At 39.6% G+C, this 21,902-nt stretch carries 22 protein-coding genes and 1 other RNA gene; 16 read left to right on the plus strand and 7 right to left on the minus strand.

Features of this window, described 5'->3' with window-relative positions:
* Nucleotides 1-27: 27 nt before the first annotated feature.
* Complete coding sequence (locus PH210_RS18790) at nt 28-870, plus strand: EcsC family protein (RefSeq protein WP_289987712.1); 843 nt, start codon at nt 28-30, stop codon at nt 868-870.
* A complete protein-coding gene (locus tag PH210_RS18795; protein ID WP_289987713.1) occupies nt 867-1,379 on the plus strand; it encodes a MogA/MoaB family molybdenum cofactor biosynthesis protein in 513 nt (170 codons plus the stop codon). Before PH210_RS18790 ends, PH210_RS18795 begins: the two co-directional genes overlap by 4 nt.
* 115 nt (nt 1,380-1,494) lie before the next feature.
* Here PH210_RS18795 and PH210_RS18800 read toward each other — a convergent pair whose 3' ends face one another.
* Together PH210_RS18800 and PH210_RS18805 are read right to left on the minus strand one after the other, a co-directional pair.
* On the minus strand, nt 1,495-1,809 hold the full coding sequence (locus tag PH210_RS18800) for a hypothetical protein (RefSeq protein WP_289987714.1): 315 nt from the start codon (nt 1,807-1,809) through the stop codon (nt 1,495-1,497).
* 113 nt (nt 1,810-1,922) lie between these two features.
* Nucleotides 1,923-2,372, minus strand: a complete 450-nt coding sequence (locus tag PH210_RS18805) for a universal stress protein (RefSeq protein WP_289987715.1) — start codon at nt 2,370-2,372, stop codon at nt 1,923-1,925.
* A gap of 105 nt (nt 2,373-2,477) precedes the next feature.
* Between PH210_RS18805 and PH210_RS18810 the strand changes: the two genes are divergently transcribed.
* The 3 genes from PH210_RS18810 (at nt 2,478) to ald (ending at nt 4,387) form a co-directional block, all read left to right on the plus strand.
* On the plus strand, nt 2,478-2,636 hold the full coding sequence (locus tag PH210_RS18810; protein WP_289987716.1) for a hypothetical protein: 159 nt from the start codon (nt 2,478-2,480) through the stop codon (nt 2,634-2,636).
* Nucleotides 2,637-2,792: 156 nt separating this feature from the next.
* A complete protein-coding gene (gene ymaG, locus PH210_RS18815; RefSeq protein WP_289987717.1) occupies nt 2,793-3,116 on the plus strand; it encodes an inner spore coat protein YmaG in 324 nt (107 codons plus the stop codon).
* 152 nt (nt 3,117-3,268) lie between these two features.
* The gene (gene ald / locus PH210_RS18820; RefSeq protein WP_289987718.1) at nt 3,269-4,387 is read left to right on the plus strand and encodes an alanine dehydrogenase; all 1,119 of its coding nucleotides are present in this window, start codon (nt 3,269-3,271) and stop codon (nt 4,385-4,387) included.
* Between the two features lie 512 nt (nt 4,388-4,899).
* Here the strand turns inward: ald and ssrS are convergent.
* Nucleotides 4,900-5,095, minus strand: a non-coding RNA gene (gene ssrS / locus PH210_RS18825) — 6S RNA.
* Nucleotides 5,096-5,145: 50 nt separating this feature from the next.
* Nucleotides 5,146-6,243, minus strand: a complete 1,098-nt coding sequence (locus tag PH210_RS18830; protein WP_289987719.1) for a M24 family metallopeptidase — start codon at nt 6,241-6,243, stop codon at nt 5,146-5,148.
* Between the two features lie 178 nt (nt 6,244-6,421).
* Here PH210_RS18830 and PH210_RS18835 point away from each other — a divergent pair, with 178 nt between their 5' ends.
* The 3 genes from PH210_RS18835 (at nt 6,422) to PH210_RS18845 (ending at nt 8,849) form a co-directional block, all read left to right on the plus strand.
* A complete protein-coding gene (locus PH210_RS18835; RefSeq protein WP_289987720.1) occupies nt 6,422-7,102 on the plus strand; it encodes a metal-dependent hydrolase in 681 nt (226 codons plus the stop codon).
* 78 nt (nt 7,103-7,180) lie between these two features.
* Entirely contained in the window at nt 7,181-7,417 is a 237-nt protein-coding gene (locus PH210_RS18840) for a hypothetical protein (RefSeq protein WP_289987721.1), read from the plus strand.
* Between the two features lie 112 nt (nt 7,418-7,529).
* Nucleotides 7,530-8,849, plus strand: coding sequence for a CBS domain-containing protein (locus PH210_RS18845; RefSeq protein ID WP_289987722.1), 1,320 nt, complete (start codon nt 7,530-7,532; stop codon nt 8,847-8,849).
* A 52-nt stretch (nt 8,850-8,901) separates the two neighbouring features.
* Here PH210_RS18845 and PH210_RS18850 read toward each other — a convergent pair whose 3' ends face one another.
* Entirely contained in the window at nt 8,902-9,210 is a 309-nt protein-coding gene (locus tag PH210_RS18850; RefSeq protein WP_289987723.1) for a YtpI family protein, read from the minus strand.
* An 86-nt stretch (nt 9,211-9,296) separates the two neighbouring features.
* Here PH210_RS18850 and PH210_RS18855 point away from each other — a divergent pair, with 86 nt between their 5' ends.
* A complete protein-coding gene (locus PH210_RS18855) occupies nt 9,297-10,232 on the plus strand; it encodes a DHH family phosphoesterase (RefSeq protein WP_289987724.1) in 936 nt (311 codons plus the stop codon).
* 38 nt (nt 10,233-10,270) lie between these two features.
* Here PH210_RS18855 and ytrI read toward each other — a convergent pair whose 3' ends face one another.
* Both ytrI and ytrH read right to left on the minus strand, forming a co-directional pair.
* A complete protein-coding gene (ytrI, locus tag PH210_RS18860) occupies nt 10,271-10,774 on the minus strand; it encodes a sporulation membrane protein YtrI (RefSeq protein WP_289987725.1) in 504 nt (167 codons plus the stop codon).
* Nucleotides 10,771-11,109: a sporulation membrane protein YtrH gene (ytrH, locus tag PH210_RS18865; protein ID WP_223591012.1), complete on the minus strand. Its 339-nt coding sequence runs from the start codon at nt 11,107-11,109 to the stop codon at nt 10,771-10,773. The genes ytrI and ytrH overlap by 4 nt, the downstream gene beginning before the upstream one ends.
* Before the next feature lie 313 nt (nt 11,110-11,422).
* On the opposite strand from ytrH, the gene dnaE reads away from it, so the two are divergent.
* From dnaE to pyk, 7 genes are all read left to right on the plus strand, one after another.
* A complete protein-coding gene (dnaE, locus tag PH210_RS18870; protein WP_289987726.1) occupies nt 11,423-14,785 on the plus strand; it encodes a DNA polymerase III subunit alpha in 3,363 nt (1,120 codons plus the stop codon).
* Nucleotides 14,786-14,901: 116 nt separating this feature from the next.
* Nucleotides 14,902-16,140: an NADP-dependent malic enzyme gene (gene ystJ, locus PH210_RS18875; protein WP_289987727.1), complete on the plus strand. Its 1,239-nt coding sequence runs from the start codon at nt 14,902-14,904 to the stop codon at nt 16,138-16,140.
* Between the two features lie 56 nt (nt 16,141-16,196).
* Nucleotides 16,197-16,763, plus strand: a complete 567-nt coding sequence (locus PH210_RS18880) for a FadR/GntR family transcriptional regulator (RefSeq protein ID WP_483312126.1) — start codon at nt 16,197-16,199, stop codon at nt 16,761-16,763.
* A 207-nt stretch (nt 16,764-16,970) separates the two neighbouring features.
* Entirely contained in the window at nt 16,971-17,846 is an 876-nt protein-coding gene (gene accD / locus PH210_RS18885; protein WP_289987729.1) for an acetyl-CoA carboxylase, carboxyltransferase subunit beta, read from the plus strand.
* Nucleotides 17,843-18,820 (plus strand): acetyl-CoA carboxylase carboxyl transferase subunit alpha, encoded by a 978-nt coding sequence (accA, locus tag PH210_RS18890; RefSeq protein WP_289987730.1) that lies wholly within the window; start codon nt 17,843-17,845, stop codon nt 18,818-18,820. Before accD ends, accA begins: the two co-directional genes overlap by 4 nt.
* Nucleotides 18,821-19,115: 295 nt before the next feature.
* The gene (gene pfkA, locus PH210_RS18895; protein WP_289987731.1) at nt 19,116-20,075 is read left to right on the plus strand and encodes a 6-phosphofructokinase; all 960 of its coding nucleotides are present in this window, start codon (nt 19,116-19,118) and stop codon (nt 20,073-20,075) included.
* Between the two features lie 29 nt (nt 20,076-20,104).
* Nucleotides 20,105-21,868: a pyruvate kinase gene (gene pyk / locus PH210_RS18900; protein ID WP_289987732.1), complete on the plus strand. Its 1,764-nt coding sequence runs from the start codon at nt 20,105-20,107 to the stop codon at nt 21,866-21,868.
* The last annotated feature ends 34 nt before the right edge of the window (nt 21,869-21,902 follow it).

Here is a 21,902-nt window from a genome sequence, read left to right on the forward strand (position 1 = left end):
AAAGATATAAAAAGGAGGAACCTAAACATGCCGCTGACTGACCGCGAGAGCAGAGTCTTGAATGATATTCGCGATTGGGAAAAGAAAATACTTAACTATGAAGCAAGCGATTTTCGTTTAACATATGAAAAATATTTAGAACGCTCCTTTTCCTTACTACCTGAGGATGTTCAAAGACAGTTTTTTTCGGTCATAGATAGCTGGTTGTTTTATTTACATGGAATTATCCAGGGTTCCCAGCTTCAAATGGATGCGAAGAACAGAATTCTTTCATCGGGAAGAACGTTTCGGAAGGATATCGAAAAGATAGAAGATTTAAAACAACTAGAGATTGATCAATTGCAATACATAGCTGACCAGCAAATAGCGAGGCACCGTTTGTATTCGTTTGTCCAAGGGGGATTTGCAGGTACTGGTGGTCCGCTCCTATTGGGAACCGATATACCCGCAATGGCGGTGATTAATTTAAGAGCGGTTCAATTAATTGCGTGTGTCTATGGGTTTGAAGTAAATTCCCCATACGAGATGATGTCATCACTAAAGGTTTTTCATACTGCAACATTGCCTCCGGGAATTCAAAAAGACGGGTGGTCTGCCTTGATGGAGGACCTAGAGGCTAATACTGATCCTTATTTTTATGAAGGCAAGGAAGAAATCACCGATATCACCTGGCTTGAACAGCCTGTCCAACAATTATTAAAAGCGATGGTGATTGCCTTGTTTCGGAAAAAACTGATTCAAGGGGTTCCAATAATCAGCATGGCCATTGGTGCTGGTGCAAATTATCAATTAACAAAAAATGTAACAGATTTGGCCCATAAATATTATCAACTTCGCTATCTAATGGAAAAAGAGGAGTCTTTTGAATGAGCACTAAGGAGCATAAACAAGAAGCGCCTAAAACGGTAAATTGCAAGGTCATCACGGTCAGTGATACGAGAGAGAAGGATACAGATAAAAGCGGAAAGCTGATGATAGAATTACTTGAACAAGCAGGGCATAAGATTGTAGACTATGTGATTGTGAAAGACGAAACAGCTCCAATTGAAACGGAAATTCTCAAAGGCTGCAATCGTAATGACATCGATGTCATTTTAACGAATGGCGGAACTGGGATCGCGAAGCGCGATGTTACAATTGAAACGGTTCAAAATCTTTTGGAGAAGGAAATTGTCGGCTTCGGTGAACTGTTCCGGATGCTAAGTTATCAAGAGGATATTGGATCCTCGGCCATCCTTTCAAGAGCGATTGCCGGAGTGGTCCAAAATAAAGCTGTATTCTCGACGCCGGGCTCAACAGGTGCTGTTAAGTTGGCAATGAGTAAATTAATCCTGCCTGAACTTGGCCATGTGGTGAGAGAAATAAAGAAAGATTTATAAAATAGGCTATATTTAAGGGCAGTGTTGATTTTTAACACTGTTGATTGGAGCGCAAATCAACAACTAAGTTTAACAGAGCCATAAAATTAGAAAACTCCCTGTTTTGGGAGTTTTTTTAGTGGTGGGATTTAGCAGATAAACTTTGGTTTGCACGGAACCATAACCATAAATCATTAATAATTGAGGCCAAATCTGCGATTTCCGAATTTAATTGACAGGAATGCTTAAAGTCACTTTCATCGGAAAGCTGTGCTTGTTTATGATTGATATCGTTTTCGAGATCGGCAATCCGGTCAGGAATGGAGCCGCGGATTTGTTCCCAATTAAATAAAATATCTTGCTGTGTTTCTTTACTATATTCGTCCCATTCATTTGTTAAATCAGGCAGGTAAATACCAAGACGTTCATCGAAAGAAAAATGCTCTTTCATTTTTTGCCTCCAAGCTTGAGTAGTTATATTAATTGTACTACACATCTAATATTCATTCACGATAAAACTATTAAAAAAGCACGAAACCGGATCTGCTTCGTGCCTTATCGTTATTAATTTTCTTTTTCCGTACGGACAACAAGAACGTCACATGGTGCATACCGGGTAATATGTTCAGAGACACTTCCGATAAAGAACCTTTCGACAACATTCATTCCAGTCGCACCACAAAGGATTAAATCAACCTTGTGCTTTCTAGCTAATTCTCTAGGGATTCTAACCTTAGGAGAGCCAAAATCAATTTCATATTGAACTTCTGGTAGACCAGCATCCATTGCCTGTAGTTGATAGTTTTCAAGCATATCCTTGGCCAGCTTTTCTGCGCGATCACCAATGACAGTATCGTACGCTTCTACTAATGCAAATGATCTTGTGTCGATTACATGGACTAAAAGCAGTTTGGCATTATTTCTTTTGGCAATTTCAATTCCTTTTTTAAATGCCCAATCAGCTTCCTTTGAACCATCAACTGCGACTAAAATATTTTGATATTTAAGTCCCATGATCACCATCTCCTCACCTTTATTATACAAAATTTAACAACGAATAACTGTTGCAATTTTTCGAACAATAATTAGGAATCTTACATTGAAAAGGAGAATTATATGATGGTTAATCTTGACCCTAATAAGCAGTTTTCTTTTGAGTTTGATGAACAAGGGGCAAATGAAGTTAGTGAGCAAATTTTTGATTCATACAATACGGGTTTTATTGATCAAGGAACTGCGCTTGCTGATAGTGATGATTTTACGTCAGTTGAAGAATAAGCACTTAAAAGAAAGAGACTGTCCTGAATGGGATAGTCTTTTTTGCTGGACAAATGTCTTGGAAATTCCGTATTAGAAGGGCATTTACCCAAGAATTTGGTTAAGCAGTTGCATATTCTTTAGTGTGCTATTATTAATAAAATGAGGAGGAAAAAAATGTATACAGGAATGCCCGTTGATGAGAATTACGATATGGTGAATCCTGGAGATGAGAGGATTCGTCCATTTGGCTTCGGATTTGGCCGTCCATTTGGCTTTGGCTTCGGCAGACCATTTGGCTTCGGATTCGGCCGTCCATTTGGTTTTGGCTTTGGACCATGGGGATTTGGTTTACCATTCTTAGGTGGTTTAGCTGCTGGAGCTCTTCTAGCAGGCCCTTGGGGATACGGATATCCATACGGTTACGGATACGGATATCCATACGATTACGGATACGGATATCCATACGATTACGGATACGGATATCCATACTGGTATTAAGCAAATATAAAAGCTTTGCCTTTTTGGCGAGGCTTTTGTTTCCTGTATCTTCCTTGATTACTGCTTGTTGTTACATCTTACTAATGAAAAGGGTTATAATAAAGTAGTCTTGGTTTATTTTAGAATTGATAACATTATTTGGAGGTAAGCACATGCGGATTGGAGTACCTAAAGAAATAAAAAACAATGAAAACCGTGTAGCCATGACACCTGCAGGAGTTGTGAATCTTGTTAAATTTGGTCATGAAGTAATGATCGAAAAAGGCGCTGGATTCGGCTCGGGCTTTACAGATGAGGATTACAGTTCCGCTGGTGCAAAATTGGTAGAAACAGCTGAAGAAGCATGGTCAATGGAAATGGTGATGAAGGTTAAGGAGCCTCTTCCTAGTGAATATAAATACTTTCGTGAAGGATTAATTCTATTTACATATTTACACCTAGCACCTGAACCGGAATTGACGAAAGCGTTAATTGATAAGAAAGTCGTCGGGATTGCCTATGAAACGGTTCAGCTAGCAAACCGAAGCCTTCCGTTATTGACGCCGATGAGTGAAGTAGCAGGAAGAATGGCTGCCCAGATTGGTGCTCAATTTTTGGAAAAGGTTTATGGCGGTAAGGGAATTCTTCTCTCCGGTGTTCCTGGTGTTCAGAGGGGAACAGTAACGATTATTGGCGGAGGAGTAGCTGGTACAAATGCCGCTAAAATGGCGATTGGCTTAGGAGCCAAGGTAACGATTATTGATTTAAACCCTGACCGACTTCGCCAACTAGATGATATTTTTGGATCAGATGTAACAACATTAATGTCTAATCCTTATAATATAGCCGAAGCGGTAAAGGAATCTGATTTAGTTATTGGTGCGGTTCTCATCCCTGGGGCGAAGGCACCCAAGCTTGTAACACAGGATATGATAAAATCAATGAAGCCAGGCAGTGTGGTCGTAGATATCGCCATTGACCAAGGAGGCATTTTTGAAACAACTGACAGGATTACGACGCATGATAATCCAACGTACGAGAGACACGGCGTTGTTCATTATGCGGTGGCAAATATGCCTGGTGCGGTACCGAGAACCTCGACCATTGCCTTAACAAACGTAACTGTTCCATATGCCGTAGAAATTGCCAATAAAGGCTATCAAAAGGCATGTCTAAATAATGAGGCATTGTTAAAAGGAATCAACACACTTGGTGGGTTTGTTACCTATGAGGCAGTCGCAGAGGCACATGGACTTGAATTCAAAGATACGAGATCATTGCTGGAAAAATAAATATTTAACATGGATCCATGAGGACAGCTTTAGTAGTTTGCGAACTAGTTCTGTTCTCATGGAGCTTTTATGAGGACAGATTCCGTCGTTTACGAGCTAGTTTTGTCCGCATGGGGCTTCCATGAGGACAGGTCCGGTGGTTTTTGGATTGATTTTGTCCGCATGGGGCTTCCATGAGGACAGGTCCGGTGGTTTTTGGATTGATTTTGTCCGCATAGGGCTTCCATGAGGACAGGTCCGGTGGTTTTTGGATTGATTTTGTTCGCATGGGGCTTCCATGAGGACAGGTCCGGTGGTTTTTGGATTGATTTTGTCCGTATGGGGCTTCCATGAAGACAGTTTCATAGGTTTTCGAGCTAGTTTTGTCCTCATGAAGCTTCTATGAGGACAGTTTTCATGGTTACCGTACAAAAATTGTCTTCATCCCGCTAAACATCTATAATTAACCAGTTTTTATTCAACAAAATAAGAAAAACCAGTTCCAAAATGGAACTGGTCTTAAGTATAAAACTTATGTAGCCGCCTTTGCCGTATCTATATAAGAAAGTTTTAAACCACCACTCCTCAAAGTGGGTGTTTTCAGAAACTTTTCTGCGTGTCCTCCATGTCTTATAGACAGAGGCTTGTCATGCCAGCTTCGATGTTTAAACTCCCTATTACAGCTTAAAGGTTAAAACTTTATTATCATTACGTACAACGCAGCTTGTATTTGTATAATACACCATTTAGCCGTACAATTCAATGTAAAACAAATCCAATTACTTAATAATCTGAAGTTCTTTTGGGAACTTCGTTAAAACTTTAGCGCCATCTGCTCCAATAAACAAATCATCTTCAATACGGACACCTGCAACATTTGGAACATAAATCCCGGGTTCAATGGTATAAACCATGCCTTCTTCAATAATTAGCTGATTGGTCTCTGTTAATGACGGATATTCATGAACGCTGATTCCAAGTCCATGTCCCAAGCGGTGTGGAAAATACTCGCCATATCCTGCATCCGCAATAATCTTGCGTGCCGTTAAATCGACTTCAGCAGCCGACACACCAGGCTTACTTGCTTCAACCGCAGCAAGCTGTGCTTTTAACACGGTATCATAAATTTCTTTTTGCTTATCGTTTATATCACCAAATGCAACCGTTCTAGTTATATCTGAACAATAGCGATCAACGACGACACCTAAATCAAATAAAACTAAATCCCCTTTTTGGATTTTCGTTGTCCCGGGATTGCCGTGAGGGGAAGCTGCATTTGCACCTGTCAAAACCATGGTCGCAAAGGACATTTCGGTCACGCCCTTTTGCTTAAGCGCATACTCAACCGCATTTAGAACTTCCAGTTCTGTCCGGCCCTCTTTAATTTCACTTACACCGACTTCAATGGCATAATCCGCTAAGGCACACGCTTCTTCAATAATCTTTAATTCCTTAGCATCTTTGACCATTCGAAGAATTCTTAATTTTTCTTCCGCAGAAACGTATGCGGCACGAGGGAAAAGTCTTGAAAGATGTTCATATCGCTCAACATTCATATGCTCTTTTTCAATTGCAACCTTTGCAACAGCATTAATCCGCTTATTGATTGCTATTAACACCTTTTCCCACGGATTTTCGATATCGCTGAAGCCAATGATTTCATGCTCCCAGCCGGAACGTCTGGCATCATGGACTTCCATAGCCGGACAGACAAGAAACGGCTCCTGCTCTTGAAAAACAACGAGCGCGAGCAAGCGTTCATGCGGGTTAGTATAATAACCGCTTAAATAAAATACGTTTTCAGAAGAGGTTAGGAAGCTAACTTCAATATCATTTTCCTTCATCCATGTCTGAAGCTTTTCTAAACGTTGATTCATTATTTGGAGCCCCCCTAAAAATTTCAAATCCACTATGAGATTATCAATATTAAAAGTAATTGTAAACTATCTGACCTTAGCATGTGCTAAAAGAGGACAGTTGTGGATATAAATGAGGAAGGAAATCCAAACTTTTTATGGAAGTACATAATAGACCAATTTTGAAAGGGGATTAAAAATGAAAATTTCTTATCATGGCCACTCAGTTGTTCAAATTAATTCGAATGGGAAAACAATTATTATCGATCCATTCATTTCAGGAAACTCATTGACAGATTTAAAAGTCGAGGATGTAAAACCAGATGTTATCATTTTATCACATGGCCATGGTGACCATGTCGGCGATACCGTGCAATTAGCCAAAAAGCATAATGCCCTTGTCATCGCCAACGCTGAGCTTTCTGAATTTTTAAGCTGGCAAGGAGTAAATACTCATGCCATGCACATTGGCGGTGCTTATCAATTTGATTTTGGAAAAGTGAAGCTGACGCAGGCGTTTCATGGTTCGAGCTATACGCTAGAAAATAAACAAATCGTCTATTGTGGCATGCCTGCTGGAGTTCTGTTTATGAATGAAGGCAAAACGGTTTACCACGCTGGTGACACCGGCTTATTCTCTGATATGAAATTAATAGGAGAACGTCACCCAATTGATCTCGCGTTCTTGCCAATCGGTGATAATTTTACAATGGGGCCTGAAGATGCTGCATATGCAGCAAAACTATTGAATGCAAAAACAGTTGTTCCAATACACTATAATACCTTCCCGCCAATCAAACAGGATCCATATCAATTTATTGAAATGCTGGATTCAAAAAATGGAAGAGTGTTAAATCCTGGAGAAGCAATAGAATTATAAAGTTCCTAGGCTTTCGCATACTTTTTTTCCTCCCCAATGCATAAAAATGAAACAAGCACTTATGAAGGAGGAAGAAAGTTGAAGAAAAATAGATATTTACTATGCCTGTTGCTCTGCGGATTTATGCTTTATTTTGCTGTACCGCGATTATCGCTTCATGCTGAGGGGATAGAGGGGACTTTTTCTATTGTCTGGCTGGCCTTTGCATTAATTGTAATGGCAGGGAATTTAACAGGGATCTTATATAGTCCTAAGAAAACTGTTCAAAAAATTCAATCTCAGAAATTAAAGAAAAAATCTCGCTCTTTTCATTAATCAGTGAGAAACCGCATTGAATCAAGGCTTTTTAAACTTTATAATAAAATTTATACGTAATTTGCTAATCTTGACAGAATAGATTGGAATTTGATTATAAAGGGTGAAGGTCTTGGCTACTAAGCATGAACAAATATTACAATACATTGATGGACTTCCAATCGGTGAAAAAATATCAGTGCGGCAAATCGCCAAGGCGATGACGGTAAGTGAAGGAACAGCCTATCGTGCGATTAAAGAAGCAGAAAATAAAGGCTATGTCAGCACGATTGAACGAGTTGGAACGATTAGAATTGAACGAAAAAAGAAGGAAAATATTGAAAAGCTCACATTTGCCGAAGTGGTAAACATTGTTGACGGTCAGGTTCTGGGCGGACGAGCAGGATTGCATAAAACCCTTAATAAATTTGTTATTGGTGCGATGAAATTAGAGGCTATGATGCGCTACACTGAGGCTGGTAATCTGTTAATTGTCGGGAACCGGACACAGGCACATGAACTTGCCCTGAAGGCTGGTGCAGCTGTCCTTATTACAGGTGGATTTGATACGGAGGACCATGTTAAAAAATTAGCGGATAAACTGGAACTGCCGGTCATCTCCACCAGTTATGATACGTTTACGGTTGCCACAATGATAAACCGGGCTATTTATGACCAGTTAATCAAAAAAGAAATTATTTTGGTGGAAGATATTTTAACTCCTATTTCCGAAACCTTCTTTCTAAAAACCTCTGATAAAGTGTCAAAATGGCATGAATTAAATCAGCAAACGACACATAGCCGTTATCCTGTAGTTGACCAAAACATGAAGATTCAAGGAATGGTGACGAGTAAGGATGTGTTAGGTCAAGATGGAGATACTTCAATCGATAAGATTATGACCAAACATCCAATGACTGTAAATGGGAAAACAAGTGTTGCTTCCACTGCCCATATGATGGTGTGGGAAGGAATTGAGGTTCTTCCTGTTGCGGATGATTCCAACCGTTTGGAAGGCTTGATTAGCAGGCAGGATGTCTTAAAAGCACTTCAAATGAACCAAAGACAGCCTCAAGTTGGCGAAACGATTGATGATATCGTAACCAATCAGATGGTGCTAATGCAGGGAAGGACCAAAGGGGAAGATGTATTTTCTTGCGAAGTAACCCCGCAAATGACGAACCATCTTGGGACGATTTCCTATGGTGTATTCACGACCATTGTCTCGGATGCTGCGAATCGAGTGCTCAGAAGCTACAAAAAAGGGGACCTCGTTGTAGAGAACATGACCATCTACTTTATTAAACCCGTTCAAATGGAAAGCAGGCTGGAGGTTTTTCCGAAAATATTGGAAGTAGGCCGTAAGTTTGGGAAAGTGGATGTAGAAGTGTACAATGAAGGCGTCCTAGTTGGAAAAGCGATGATGATGTGCCAGCTGATAGATAGAAATTAATAATATTGACCAAATAAAAGCCGCTTCCTGTGAACGAAGCGGCTTTTAACTTTTATTTTTGCATATCAAGCTCTTTTGCTTCCTCAATGGCAAAAGGGAGGTAATGTTTGTATTTTTTGTATCCAATCCAGCTGAATAAAGCTCCATAGATTATAAAAATTGCGGCAACGATGTAAGTGCCTGTTGACTGAGATACAAATAACGAATTTATCCCAAAAAAGAAAACGAAAAGCCCTAGGGCAATATTTGATTTAGCAGAAAGCCATTTCTTTTCAACTAAACGGTTGCTTCGAATGTATTTTGTTTTATAAAATATATAAAAAGCAAATAATATGACGATTAAAAAGGCAAAAACTAGCATGATCTGTTCCTCCATGTTTAAAATCATCTATTATTGTAACTTTTATTTTTAAAAAACGCCATATTTCGTTGTAAAAAGGAGATCGTATGAAAGAGAAAATTTTGGAAACGATTGAACAATATGAAACGATTATTGTCCATCGTCATGTGCGCCCAGACCCAGATGCCTATGGCTCCCAAGGTGGATTAGTTGCGATTTTGCAAGCATCCTATCCGGAGAAAAAGATTTATGCAGTTGGACAAGAAGAACCAACCCTGCACTATATGCGCCGGCTTGATGTGATTGAGGATAAGGTCTATAAAGGCGCTTTAGTCATTGTATGTGATACAGCCAACCAAGAAAGAATCTGTGATAAGCGCTATACTTTAGGAGATAAGCTCATTAAAATTGATCATCATCCAAATGAAGACCCGTATGGTGACTTATTATGGGTCGAAACGAGCGCAAGTTCATGCAGTGAAATGGTTTATGAATTTTATCTGTATGGAAAAGATAAAGGTTTAAAAATGAATGATGAAGCAGCACGGCTGTTGTTTGCTGGAATTGTCGGGGATACAGGAAGATTTTTGTTTCCTAGTTCAACAGAAAAGACATTCACCTATGCTGGGGAATTAATTCATTACAATTTCTCGCGGACTGAGCTATTTGATAAAATGTACGAATTGGATGCCAATATTATAAAGCTAAAAGGGTACATATTACAGAACTTCGGGTTACATGAAAATGGCGTAGCTTCTGTGAAGTTAACTAAAGAATTAATTGCTGAATACGATGCAAGGCCTGCTGAGGCATCTCTTCTTGTTGGGATATTAGGTGATGTAAAAGGGATTAAAGCATGGGTATTCTTTATTGAGGAAAACGACCAAATTCGCGTACGATTACGTTCAAAGGGTCCTGTCATTAATACGGTTGCCAGAAAGTTTAAAGGTGGCGGCCATCCGCTTGCGGCCGGCGCGTCCATCTATTCATGGGACGAGGTAAGCCAAGTCATTAAAGAATTAGAGGAAGTATGTAAAAGTTAATTCGAAAAAATCGGTCCCAATTACATGGACCGATTTTTTTATTCGTCAAATTTCAGCTCTACTTGAATGGAGAGGGTGGTATAAATGACCATTTCCGTAACCTTGAGCTTATATCTTTTTTCATTGATTTTCAACGGCTTGTTTTCAATGATTTTTTTCAGGAGGTCCTTGCTTTTGTATACAGTGTCTAAGTCCTTGGCAAGCATGATACTTAATTCATCCCTAACTGCCTCTTCTGTTTGAAAGGTACTAAAATAATCAAGCTTATACTTTTCATAATTGGTGATTTTAATGTTTATTTTTTGAACTGTAATTTTTTCTAAGTTCCGCTTGTTTAAGTCCTTATATTCTTCCTGCCAAATTTTCTTTTCTTTATTTAAATCAGAAATATTATCTTGGAGGCTAAGGATTTGTTTTGAATACTTCTCCTGCCAAACTCCGTGTATATATAAAAAAATGCACCAGCTAATCGCGCCGCCAATTACCATTCCAGAAAAAAATCGCTGCCAGGAGGGCCTGCGGTAATAGGGAGGGATTCTCATGATGAAATATGCTCCTGGGTCAGCCAATTGATGATAAGCGCTCCAGTCTGAGCACCGCCTAATGCCGAAAGAATAAGTAAAAATTGTTTAAAAAGATCTCTTGTTTCTGCATTAAGGATTCCCCTCTCAAAACTATACACAGTATCAAAGGTTCCGCCAATCGCCGCGACGATAGCCCAGATTCTTAATGCAGAAGATAAGCGATACACCGTAGTTAAGGGGGGTTGTCCAGTTAAGAAAGAAGCAATCCCTCCGATCAATGCTCCTCCAAGAATGACTCCTAAGGCAATAAAATAGCTTTCAATAAACGCAGGAAAAAAACCGATTTCTTTCATTCCTTCATCCGCCCCTATAAAAATAGTCCTTATATTCATCTATATGGACAAACCATTGTAATTATGTTCAATTTGAGAACTATCTAGCTGCAGCGCCTAGGGGCTCGCAGGTCTACAGCCAATCCGTCATTAAGGTTAAAAAACAACCTTCAAGCCGGCTCGTCTTATCCTTGTCGCCCCTGTGAAAAAATGAACTACTTTTTTCCTTTGGCAAGGCGCTTCCGCTTTTTAAATTAAAATGAGAACATATTTTCCTTTTTTAGTATGAAGTCCTATAATAGATAGTGAGATAATTTATAAGGGTGTGACGTTAATGTCTTTTATTCACCTTCATGTATATAGTGCGTATAGTTTGTTGACAAGCACTGCTTCTGTCCCGGAATTAATCAAAAACGCTCAATCAAAGGGCTTTCGGGCACTTGCCTTAACCGACAGAAATGTGATGTATGGCACCATTGAATTTTATAAGCTCTGTAAAAAGAATAATATAAAACCGATTATCGGCTTAACCGTGGATGTTGCCAGTGAAATAAACGAAAACGAAGCATATCCACTCGTGCTGCTTGCCGAAAATGACCGTGGTTTTAAAAATCTTTTAAAAATATCCAGTGCTGTTCAAACAAAAGTAGAAAATGGGATACCGCTAAAATGGCTAAAGCATTATTCTGATGGGTTGATTGCCATTACACCGGGACTTGAAGGCGAAATCGAACAGCTTTTATTAAAGGGCAGCGAGGAATTGGCCTGTGTATTAATTAGAAAATTAACCGAAATTTTCGGCAGCGGCAACTTTTTCTTATCGCTGCAAAATCATCAGCTTGAGCAAGAGTTAACTATCCGGAATCTGCTTCAGTCTGTTTCGAGAGAAATGAATATCCCCATGGTTGCCTCCAATCGTGTCCATTATTTAGAAAAAGAAGATACCTTTGCTCACGAATGTTTGCTGGCGATTAAAAATGGTGATAAATTGCAGGATGATCATAGGCAGAAATTGGGAAGTGATCAATTCTATTTAAAAACGACAGCAGAAATGATAGATGCTTTCTCAGAGGTTCCAGAAGCTTTAGAAAATGCTTTGAATATTGCCGATAGATGTCAGGTAAATATTGAATTAAATAAAACCTATTTGCCCACTTTTCCGACGGAAAATGGGATACCCGCAGAGGAATACCTTGAAATGCTTTGTAAAAAAGGCCTTCTCGAACGCTTTTCCTCTCCTAACGAAGAGTACTATAACCGGTTATTCTATGAATTAGAAGTAATTAAACGAATGAAGTTTAGCAATTATTTTTTAATTGTCTGGGATTTTATGAAATATGCCCGTGAAAATGGAATATTAACAGGCCCTGGAAGGGGATCTGCAGCAGGATCTCTAGTTGCATATGTTTTATATATTACCGATGTTGATCCATTAACACATGATTTGTTATTTGAACGTTTTTTAAATCCAGAGCGGATTTCTATGCCAGATATTGATATCGATTTTCCAGATCATCGCCGTGATGAAGTAATTGAATATGTTGCAAACAAATACGGAGAACTTCATGTCGCGCAAATCGTTACATTTGGGACACTTGCTGCCAAGGCAGCATTAAGAGATGTAGGCAGGGTATTCGGCTTGAATTCAAAAGAGCTCGAGCAATTATCAAGGTTTATCCCTTCCCGGTTAGGAATTAATATCCAATCTGCCTACAATGAATCAGAGGAGTTTCAGCGGTTTGTTCAGGAATCTTCGATAAATCGAAAACTTTTTGAAACAGCATTAAAGCTGGAAGGGCTGCCCCGCCATACCTCTACACATGCTGCTGGGGTGGTTATAAGTGAAAAGCAGCTCATAGAGTTAGTTCCGATTCAAAAGGGCTCAAACAATGTCTATCTAACCCAATACTCAATGGAACACTTAGAAGAGATTGGTTTGCTAAAGATGGATTTTTTAGGACTTCGGAATCTATCGCTTATAGAATCCATTTTATCTTCTATATCACGTCATACAGGAAAGAATCTGGATATCAGGTCGATTCCATTAGAGGATTCAACTGTTTTCGACCTATTGTCAAAAGGGGAAACGACAGGAATTTTCCAGCTGGAATCAGAAGGGATGAGAAAGGTTTTAACACGATTAAAGCCATCAAGATTTGAAGATATTGTTGCAGTTAATGCACTTTATCGGCCAGGCCCAATGGAGAATATCCCGCTGTTTATAGACAGGAAACATGGCAGTCAGTCAGTTGAATACCCGCATCCGGATCTCCAGCCAATTCTTGAGAATACATATGGCGTCATAGTTTACCAAGAACAAATAATGCAAATTGCTTCGAAAATGGCTGGGTTTTCACTCGGGGAAGCAGATTTGTTAAGAAGGGCTGTCGGGAAAAAGCAAAAAGAGGTACTGGACAAAGAGCGCCATCATTTTGTTCAGGGAGCGCTAAAAAAAGGATACAATCTATCACTAGCCAATGACATTTATGATTTAATTGTTCGATTTGCCAATTATGGATTCAATAGAAGCCATGCGGTAGCCTATAGTATGATTGCATATCAGCTTGCCTATTTAAAAGCAAATTTTCCAGTGTATTTCATGGCTGGATTACTGACATCTGCTATTGGAAATGAGGTTAAAATCGCGCAATACATTATGGAAACAAAGCAGAAGGATATCGTCATTCTGCCCCCGTCCATTAATCAGAGCGGTTATTCCTTTTTAGTTGAAAAAGGGGCCATCCGCTATAGCCTTGCAGCGATTAAAAGTGTTGGCGGCACCGCTTTAAAAGAAATTTTTCAAACAAGGAAAACAAAGAAGTTTCTGAACTTATTTGATTTTTGTATCCGGGTTTCCTCGAAAGCAATAAATCGGAAAACACTGGAGTCTCTCGTTCATTCCGGAAGCTTCGATGAATTTGGCGAGGATCGTGCCGTACTACTTGCCAGTTTGGATGTTGCCATAGAACATGCCCAAATATTCAAACCAGATGATTCTAATCAATTTGATTTATTTGAGGAAGAATTTAATCTTAAGCCGAAGTATGTTGACGTTGACCCTATCACCCAGGAAAATAAACTATACTTTGAAAAAGAAGCACTAGGACTCTACCTGTCAGACCATCCGATTTCTATTTTCGAAAAGAATTTAAAAAAGATAGGTGCGCAGGTGCTGTTTCATCTTAAAACTGATCAGCGAAGAGTGGGTGTAGGAGTCTATATTTCCTCATTGAAATCCATTCGCACAAGAAAAGGGGATTCAATGGCGTTTTTAATGGTGAGTGATGGCAGCGGAGAAATGGAGGCAGTAGCATTCCCCAATGTGTATAAAAAAGCTTCGCTATTGTTAGGGCAGGGGAAATTTACCTGGCTGGAGGGGAAAATAGAAGAACGGGACGGAAAACGGCAGTTTATCATTCAACAAGTATATGATTTAGAACAGTGGCTAGAAACAAAAATAGATAAGCAATCCGTTTTGTATTTGAAAATTGTCAGGGGAAAACAGGATGAAACTTCGCTTAAGCAAATAAACCATGTCTTAAAGGAAAATAAAGGGGAAACGGGAGTTGTATTGCATTATGAAACAACCCGTAAAACCATTAAATTAGGATCAGAAAATAATGTTAATCCAACCTCGATTTTATTAGATCAATTAAGGACTATTCTCGGTTCAGAAAATGTTGTGCTAAAAGATTAATTCTTTACAACTATCGTAGATATGTTATAGTGATAAAGAGACAAGTGTGGTCTGACCACCAATTTAACAGAATGTTCTAATCATTTTTTTTGTAATTATTCGAGGGGTGAAAAGTCTTGACTTTACGTGAAGAAGCATTACATATGCATCGAGTTAACAAGGGCAAATTAGAGTCAAAATCAAAGGTTCAAGTTCGGAATGCGACTGATTTAAGCCTAGCTTATTCACCAGGTGTAGCCGAACCATGTAAAGAGATTTATGAAAAGCCCGAAACCGTATACGACTATACCATGAAAGGAAACATGGTTGCAGTAGTATCTGATGGCACAGCTGTTCTTGGACTTGGAAATATTGGTCCTGAAGCGGCTCTCCCCGTAATGGAGGGAAAAGCAGTATTATTTAAAAGCTTTGCCGGGGTCGATGCTTTTCCGATTTGCTTAAACACTACAGATGTTGATAAAATTGTTGAAACTGTTAAGTTACTTGAGCCAACCTTTGGCGGCGTAAATCTTGAAGACATTGCAGCTCCAAATTGTTTTGTAATTGAGGAAAGACTGAAAAAAGAAGCCAATATCCCAATCTTTCATGATGACCAGCATGGAACTGCAATTGTAACCGTTGCAGGTTTAGTCAATGCCTTGAAGCTTGTTGGCAAGAAAATGACAGAAATTAAAGTCGTTGCAAATGGTGCAGGGGCTGCTGGGATTGCTATTATTAAATTATTATATAGCTATGGTGTAAGAGATATCATTATGTGTGATACGAAGGGTGCCATCTACGAGGGCCGCCCTCAAGGTATGAACAATGTAAAAGCAGAAGTAGCAAAATATACAAATCGCGACAATCTTTCTGGCAGCCTTGCAGATGTAATTAAAGGTGCCGATGTCTTTATTGGAGTATCGGTTGCTGGGGCTTTAACGAAAGAAATGGTAGCATCTATGAATCCAGACTCAATCATTTTTGCGATGGCTAATCCAGTTCCAGAAATTATGCCTGATGATGCAAAAGAAGCAGGAGCGAAAGTAGTAGGAACAGGCCGCTCTGATTTCCCAAATCAAGTAAACAATGTACTAGCCTTCCCAGGCATTTTCCGTGGAGCCCTTGATGTTCGTGCTACTCATATTAACGAAAAAATGAAAGTGGCGGCAGTGGAAGCGATTGCGGGATTAATCCATGAAGATGAGCTAAATGCTGATTATGTTATTCCAGCTCCATTTGATCCAAGGGTTGCTCCAAATGTGGCAGCAGCAGTCGCAAAAGCTGCGATGGAAACAGGTGTTGCCCGTATAAAAGTAGACCCGGAAGAAGTGAAAGAAAAAACACAAAGGCTCGCTTTGATTGGCAAAAGTGAGTGAATCCATAAGTGACAAGCTCAAAGGTATATTTAGAGATTGTAAAGCAATTACGAGAAATGATTACAATTGATGGACTGAAGCCAGGAGATAAAATCCCTTCAGAACGAGAATTGTCAGAGCGCCTGAATTTCGGGCGCTCTTCAGTTCGGGAAGCATATAGAGCATTAGAATTACTTGGCTTAATTGAAACACGCCGCGGTGAAGGAACATTTATCAGAGACTTCCGCGGTAATCAGCTGGTCCAGCTTCTCGGCACATTTATTTTACAGGATGAAAAAGCCAAACGGGATGTGTTCGAAACTAAAAACTATATCGAGATGGATTGCCTTCGTTTGGTCCTTCAAAGGATGGACGATCATCATTTAGCCATTTTGCATGATTGGATTAATAAAGAAGAGCATTTTACAGATGATGAGTTCTTTTACCGAATCATCGAAATGTCTGACAATCACCTGTTCTTGAGGATTTGGTTAATTTTAAAAGAGTATTATTATTCTTTAAATCCTATTCAGGATACCTATAAGTTTGAGGACTATATACTTTTGCTAAATGGATTAGCTGAAAAAGATGAAGCAAAAACACTTTCTGCATACTACAACTTAAGAAATTTGTCTTCATTCTAACGACAAGGACTAACAAATTTTGAACTCTTTTTATTTTATAGTAAATTCTGTACAAGCCCAATTTTTAAGGGGATTTTAAATCATCTAGTGGTCTGACCACTTTTGTGAATATAAACGTATGAAGTTTAAATAAGATAGAAAGACTTCTGAATAGAATATAGTGGGGAATCGTCCCATAATGCAGAAGCGAACCAGGGAGGTTTAATTTTGGCGCTTAAAGATCTTTTTACAAAAAACCAAACAAAAAAGAAAAAATATGCAACAATACCGACAGAAGCAGCTAAAAGTGATGTTCCAGAAGGAATAATGACCAAATGTCCTACATGTAAGAAAATCATGTATTCAAAGGAACTTTCCAAAAATTTAATGGTTTGTTTACATTGCGGACATCATTTTCCGATGAATGCGAAAGAACGGATCGATAGCTTTATTGATGAGGGAAGCTTTGAAGAAATTAATGAAAATATGATTTCCAAAAATCCACTAAATTTTCCTGATTATTTGGAAAAGCTTGAAAAGGACCGGCAAAAAAGTCAATTAAATGAAGCAGTTGTTACAGGAATAGGGTCACTTGGCGGTCATAAATTAGTCGTAGCCATCATGGATTCATCCTTCCGAATGGGGAGTATGGGATCAGTTGTTGGTGAGAAAATTACCCTTGCAATTGAAAAAGCAGATGAACTTGGTGTACCTTTTGTCATTTTTACAGCTTCTGGCGGTGCTAGAATGCAAGAGGGTGCTTTAAGCTTGATGCAAATGGCAAAGACGAGTGTTGCTTTAAAGAAATTCAGCGACAACGGCGGTTTAATTATTTCCATTATGACTCATCCAACAACAGGCGGCGTTTCGGCAAGTTTTGCCTCATTAGGGGATTACAACCTCGCTGAACCAGGGGCGTTAATAGCATTTGCCGGACGGCGAGTTATTGAGCAATCAATCCGTGAAGAATTGCCTGAGGATTTTCAAACAGCAGAGTTTCTATTAAAGCACGGTCAGCTGGATGCAATTATTTCACGTCTTGACATGGTAGAGAAAATCTCAACCATTTTAGATATTCATCAACCAGGGGGTGAACTGGCATGATCGGAGAATTGGAATTTGAACGCCCGGTAGTGGAGCTAAGGAAGAAAATCAGTGAATTAAAGGAATTTACAAAAAACGCTGATGTGGATTTAAGCTCCGAAATTAAAAAATTAGAGGGACGTTTAGAAAAGCTAGAACAGGATATTTACGAGAATATTAAACCTTGGGACAGAGTTCAAATCGCTCGACTCGCGAATAGACCGACAACCCTGGATTATATTTCCTTCCTGTTCGAAGATTTCTTTGAATGTCATGGTGATCGCACCTTTGCTGATGATGAAGCGATTGTGGGCGGAATAGCAAAATTTAAAGGTCTTCCGGTTACCGTAATTGGCCATCAGCGGGGCAAAGACACAAAGGAAAACATTCGCCGGAACTTTGGAATGCCACATCCTGAGGGCTATAGAAAAGCCCTTCGCTTAATGAAACAGGCAGATAAATTTAATCGGCCAATTATTTGCTTTATTGATACAAAAGGTGCGTATCCAGGGAAAGCTGCAGAAGAACGGGGCCAAAGCGAAGCGATTGCCCGCAATCTGTTTGAGATGGCTGGTTTAAAGGTACCCGTTATTTGTATTGTTATAGGAGAAGGCGGCAGCGGCGGGGCCTTGGCACTTGGGGTAGGGAACCGTATTTATATGCTTGAAAACTCAACCTACTCGGTTATTTCACCAGAGGGAGCAGCTGCTATCTTATGGAAGGATGCCTCTTTCGCTAAAAATGCTGCCGAGACGATGAAAATTACCGCTCCTGACTTAAAAGAGCTCGGGGTAATTGATGATATTATTCCTGAAATAAAGGGCGGTGCTCATAAGGATGTTCAAAAACAGGCGGAGGAAATTGAAAAGATTCTTAGCGCCTCGTTGCAGCAACTGTTAAAATTATCTGGGGATGAATTAATTTCCGACCGGTACAATCGATTCCGCTCAATCGGTGAATTTGCTTTAATCAATGATCTTATTGGAGTTAAGTAAAAAATCGTGCTCATTGGGGCACGATTTTTTTTCACGCGTTCAATAAATAAACACGAAAATTTCAAGGAAAAGACAATGATGACGCTTACACTTTTGCATAAAACGCTTCCAGTTCACAAACTATTCTGTCTATTTTAATTACTAATACGATTGGGTTGTTATGGCTATTTCTTCATGTTATTTTATTAATATTCAAGGGTTTTATGTGAATAATAAAAGAAGGTATTTTGGCATATTCTGTGTTTCTTTCAATGAATGATTACATAATTTTTATTTTGATATTGAGGTGATATCCATGAAAAAAATTGGGGTCCTTACGAGCGGTGGAGATTCCCCGGGGATGAATCCAGCCATCCGCGCTGTTGTTCGAAAAGCAATCTATCATAACGTTGAAGTTTATGGTATTTATGGCGGGTATTCCGGATTAATCTGTGGAAATATTAAAAAATTAGAGCTTGGTTCTGTTGGGGACATTATTCATCGTGGTGGTACAATGCTGCATTCAGCACGGTGTCCGGAGTTTAAAACAAAAGATGTTCAGCTAAAAGGGATCGAGCAGCTGAATGTCCATGGGATTGAAGGCCTTGTTGTTATTGGCGGTGATGGTTCATACCGTGGTGCGAAGGCATTGACAGAGCATGGCTATCCATGTGTCGGTGTTCCTGGAACGATTGATAATGATATTCCTGGAACAGAACTTACAATTGGTTTTGATACGGCATTAAATACAGTTATAGATGCAGTCGATAAAATTCGGGATACTGCTACATCCCATGAAAGAACTTTTGTCATTGAAGTAATGGGCCGTGACGCAGGGGATATTGCTCTTTGGGCAGGACTAGCAGGCGGTGCAGAAACCATTCTTATTCCTGAAGAGAATTATGACATGAATGAAGTAGCTGACAGGCTCCGTAAAGGACAAGAGCGTGGGAAAAAGCATAGTATCATCATTGTAGCTGAAGGTGTCTGCAGCGGCGTGGAATTTGCCAAGGAGCTTCAAGAATTAACGAACTTTGACACTAGGGTTTCAGTGTTGGGGCATATGCAGCGCGGGGGGTCCCCTACTGCTGCTGACAGAGTACTAGCGAGCAGATTGGGAGCAAGAGCAGTTGAGCTCCTTATTGAAGGAAAAGGCGGCCGAGCCGTAGGTATCGAAAATAATCAGCTAGTTGATTATGACATTGTTGAAGCATTAAGCCGGAAACATGTATTAGATCTTGAATTGTTTAAGCTATCAAAGGAATTATCTATTTAACTATTTTGTAGTATCGGAGGATAACAAGGATGTTACGTAAAACAAAAATCGTTTGTACGATTGGTCCTGCAAGTGAAAGTGTTGAAACATTGACCCAATTAATAAATTCAGGAATGAATGTGGCCCGGTTGAATTTCTCCCATGGGAATTTCGAAGAACATGGCGGACGGATTCGAAATATCCGCGAAGCAGCAGAGTTGACGGGAAAAACCGTTGCCATTTTACTTGATACAAAAGGACCGGAAATTCGGACAAACAATATGGTAAACGGCGCGATTGAGCTAAAGGCTGGAGAAAATATTATTGTTTCAATGACAGAAGTCGAAGGAACAGTTGAAAAATTCTCTGTTACATATTCAGGCCTGATAGAAGATGTGCATATTGGTTCAAAAATCCTGCTGGACGATGGATTGATTGGACTTGAAGTTATCAAGGTAGATAGGGCCGAAAATGAAATTCATACTAAAATTTTAAACAGCGGCACCTTAAAAAATAAAAAAGGTGTCAATGTTCCGGGGGTGTCGGTTAAACTGCCGGGCATTACAGAAAAGGATCGACAAGATATCCTTTTTGGAATCGAACAAGGAATTGATTTTATTGCCGCTTCATTTGTTCGTACAGCCAAAGATGTGTTAGAGATCCGTCAGCTTTTAGAAGAGAATAATGCTGCACATATCCATATTATCCCTAAAATTGAAAACCATGAGGGCGTAGATAACATCGATGAAATTCTAGAGATTTCTGATGGTTTGATGGTGGCTCGTGGAGACCTTGGCGTCGAAATTCCTGCAGAAGAGGTTCCGCTTGTTCAAAAAATGCTCATAAAGAAATGTAATGCTCAAGGAAAGCCTGTTATTACAGCTACTCAAATGCTCGACTCAATGCAGCGAAATCCAAGACCAACAAGAGCAGAGGCAAGCGACGTAGCCAATGCTATTTTTGATGGAACAGATGCCATTATGCTATCAGGAGAGACAGCTGCAGGACTTTATCCGGTGGAAGCAGTTCAAACCATGCACAATATTGCTTCTAGGGCAGAACAGGCTTTGGATCATAAAGAAATTCTTTCAAGTCGCAGTAAAGATACTGAACACAATCTTACCGATGCCATTGGCCAGTCTGTAGCTCATACGGCTTTAAATTTAGAGGTAAATGCGATTATTACACCGACCGAAAGCGGACATACTGCAAGAATGATTTCCAAATATCGTCCTAAAGCTCCGATTGTTGCGGTAGCTGCTAATGATTCTGTTTCCCGCCGTTTATCTCTTGTTTGGGGTGTTTATACGCGAGTTGGAACAATGTGCGCAACAACAGATGAAATGCTTGATATTGCTGTTCAGGAAAGTTTAAACAGTGGGATTGTTAAGAGTGGTGATTTAGTAGTCATTACTGCAGGTGTACCAGTCGGTGAAGCTGGAACTACAAATCTGATGAAAATTCATGTTATCGGCGATATTATCACAAAAGCTCAAGGAATTGGTCGAAAGTCTGCATTCGGTAAAGTGGTTATAGCTCATAATGCACACGAGGCTTTAGAAAAAGTAAAGCCAGGCTCAATTCTTGTGACAATTGGTTCGGATCGTGATATGATTCCTGCGATTGAAAAAAGTGCCGCTCTCATTACCCAAGAAGGCGGATTAACAAGCCATGCTGCTGTGGTTGGATTAAACCTAGGCATTCCAGTAATAGTTGGCGTTGACAATGTGATGGAATTATTGAGGGATGGCCAAGAGGTAACCGTCGATGCAACAAGAGGAGTTATTTATAACGGGCATGCAAGCGTCCTATAATTCCTATAATAAGAAAGTCAGCTTCCTAATTGGA

It is taken from the genome of Paenibacillus sp. BSR1-1, assembly GCF_030403775.1.
In the GTDB taxonomy this organism is placed as follows: domain Bacteria; phylum Bacillota; class Bacilli; order Bacillales; family Cytobacillaceae; genus Neobacillus.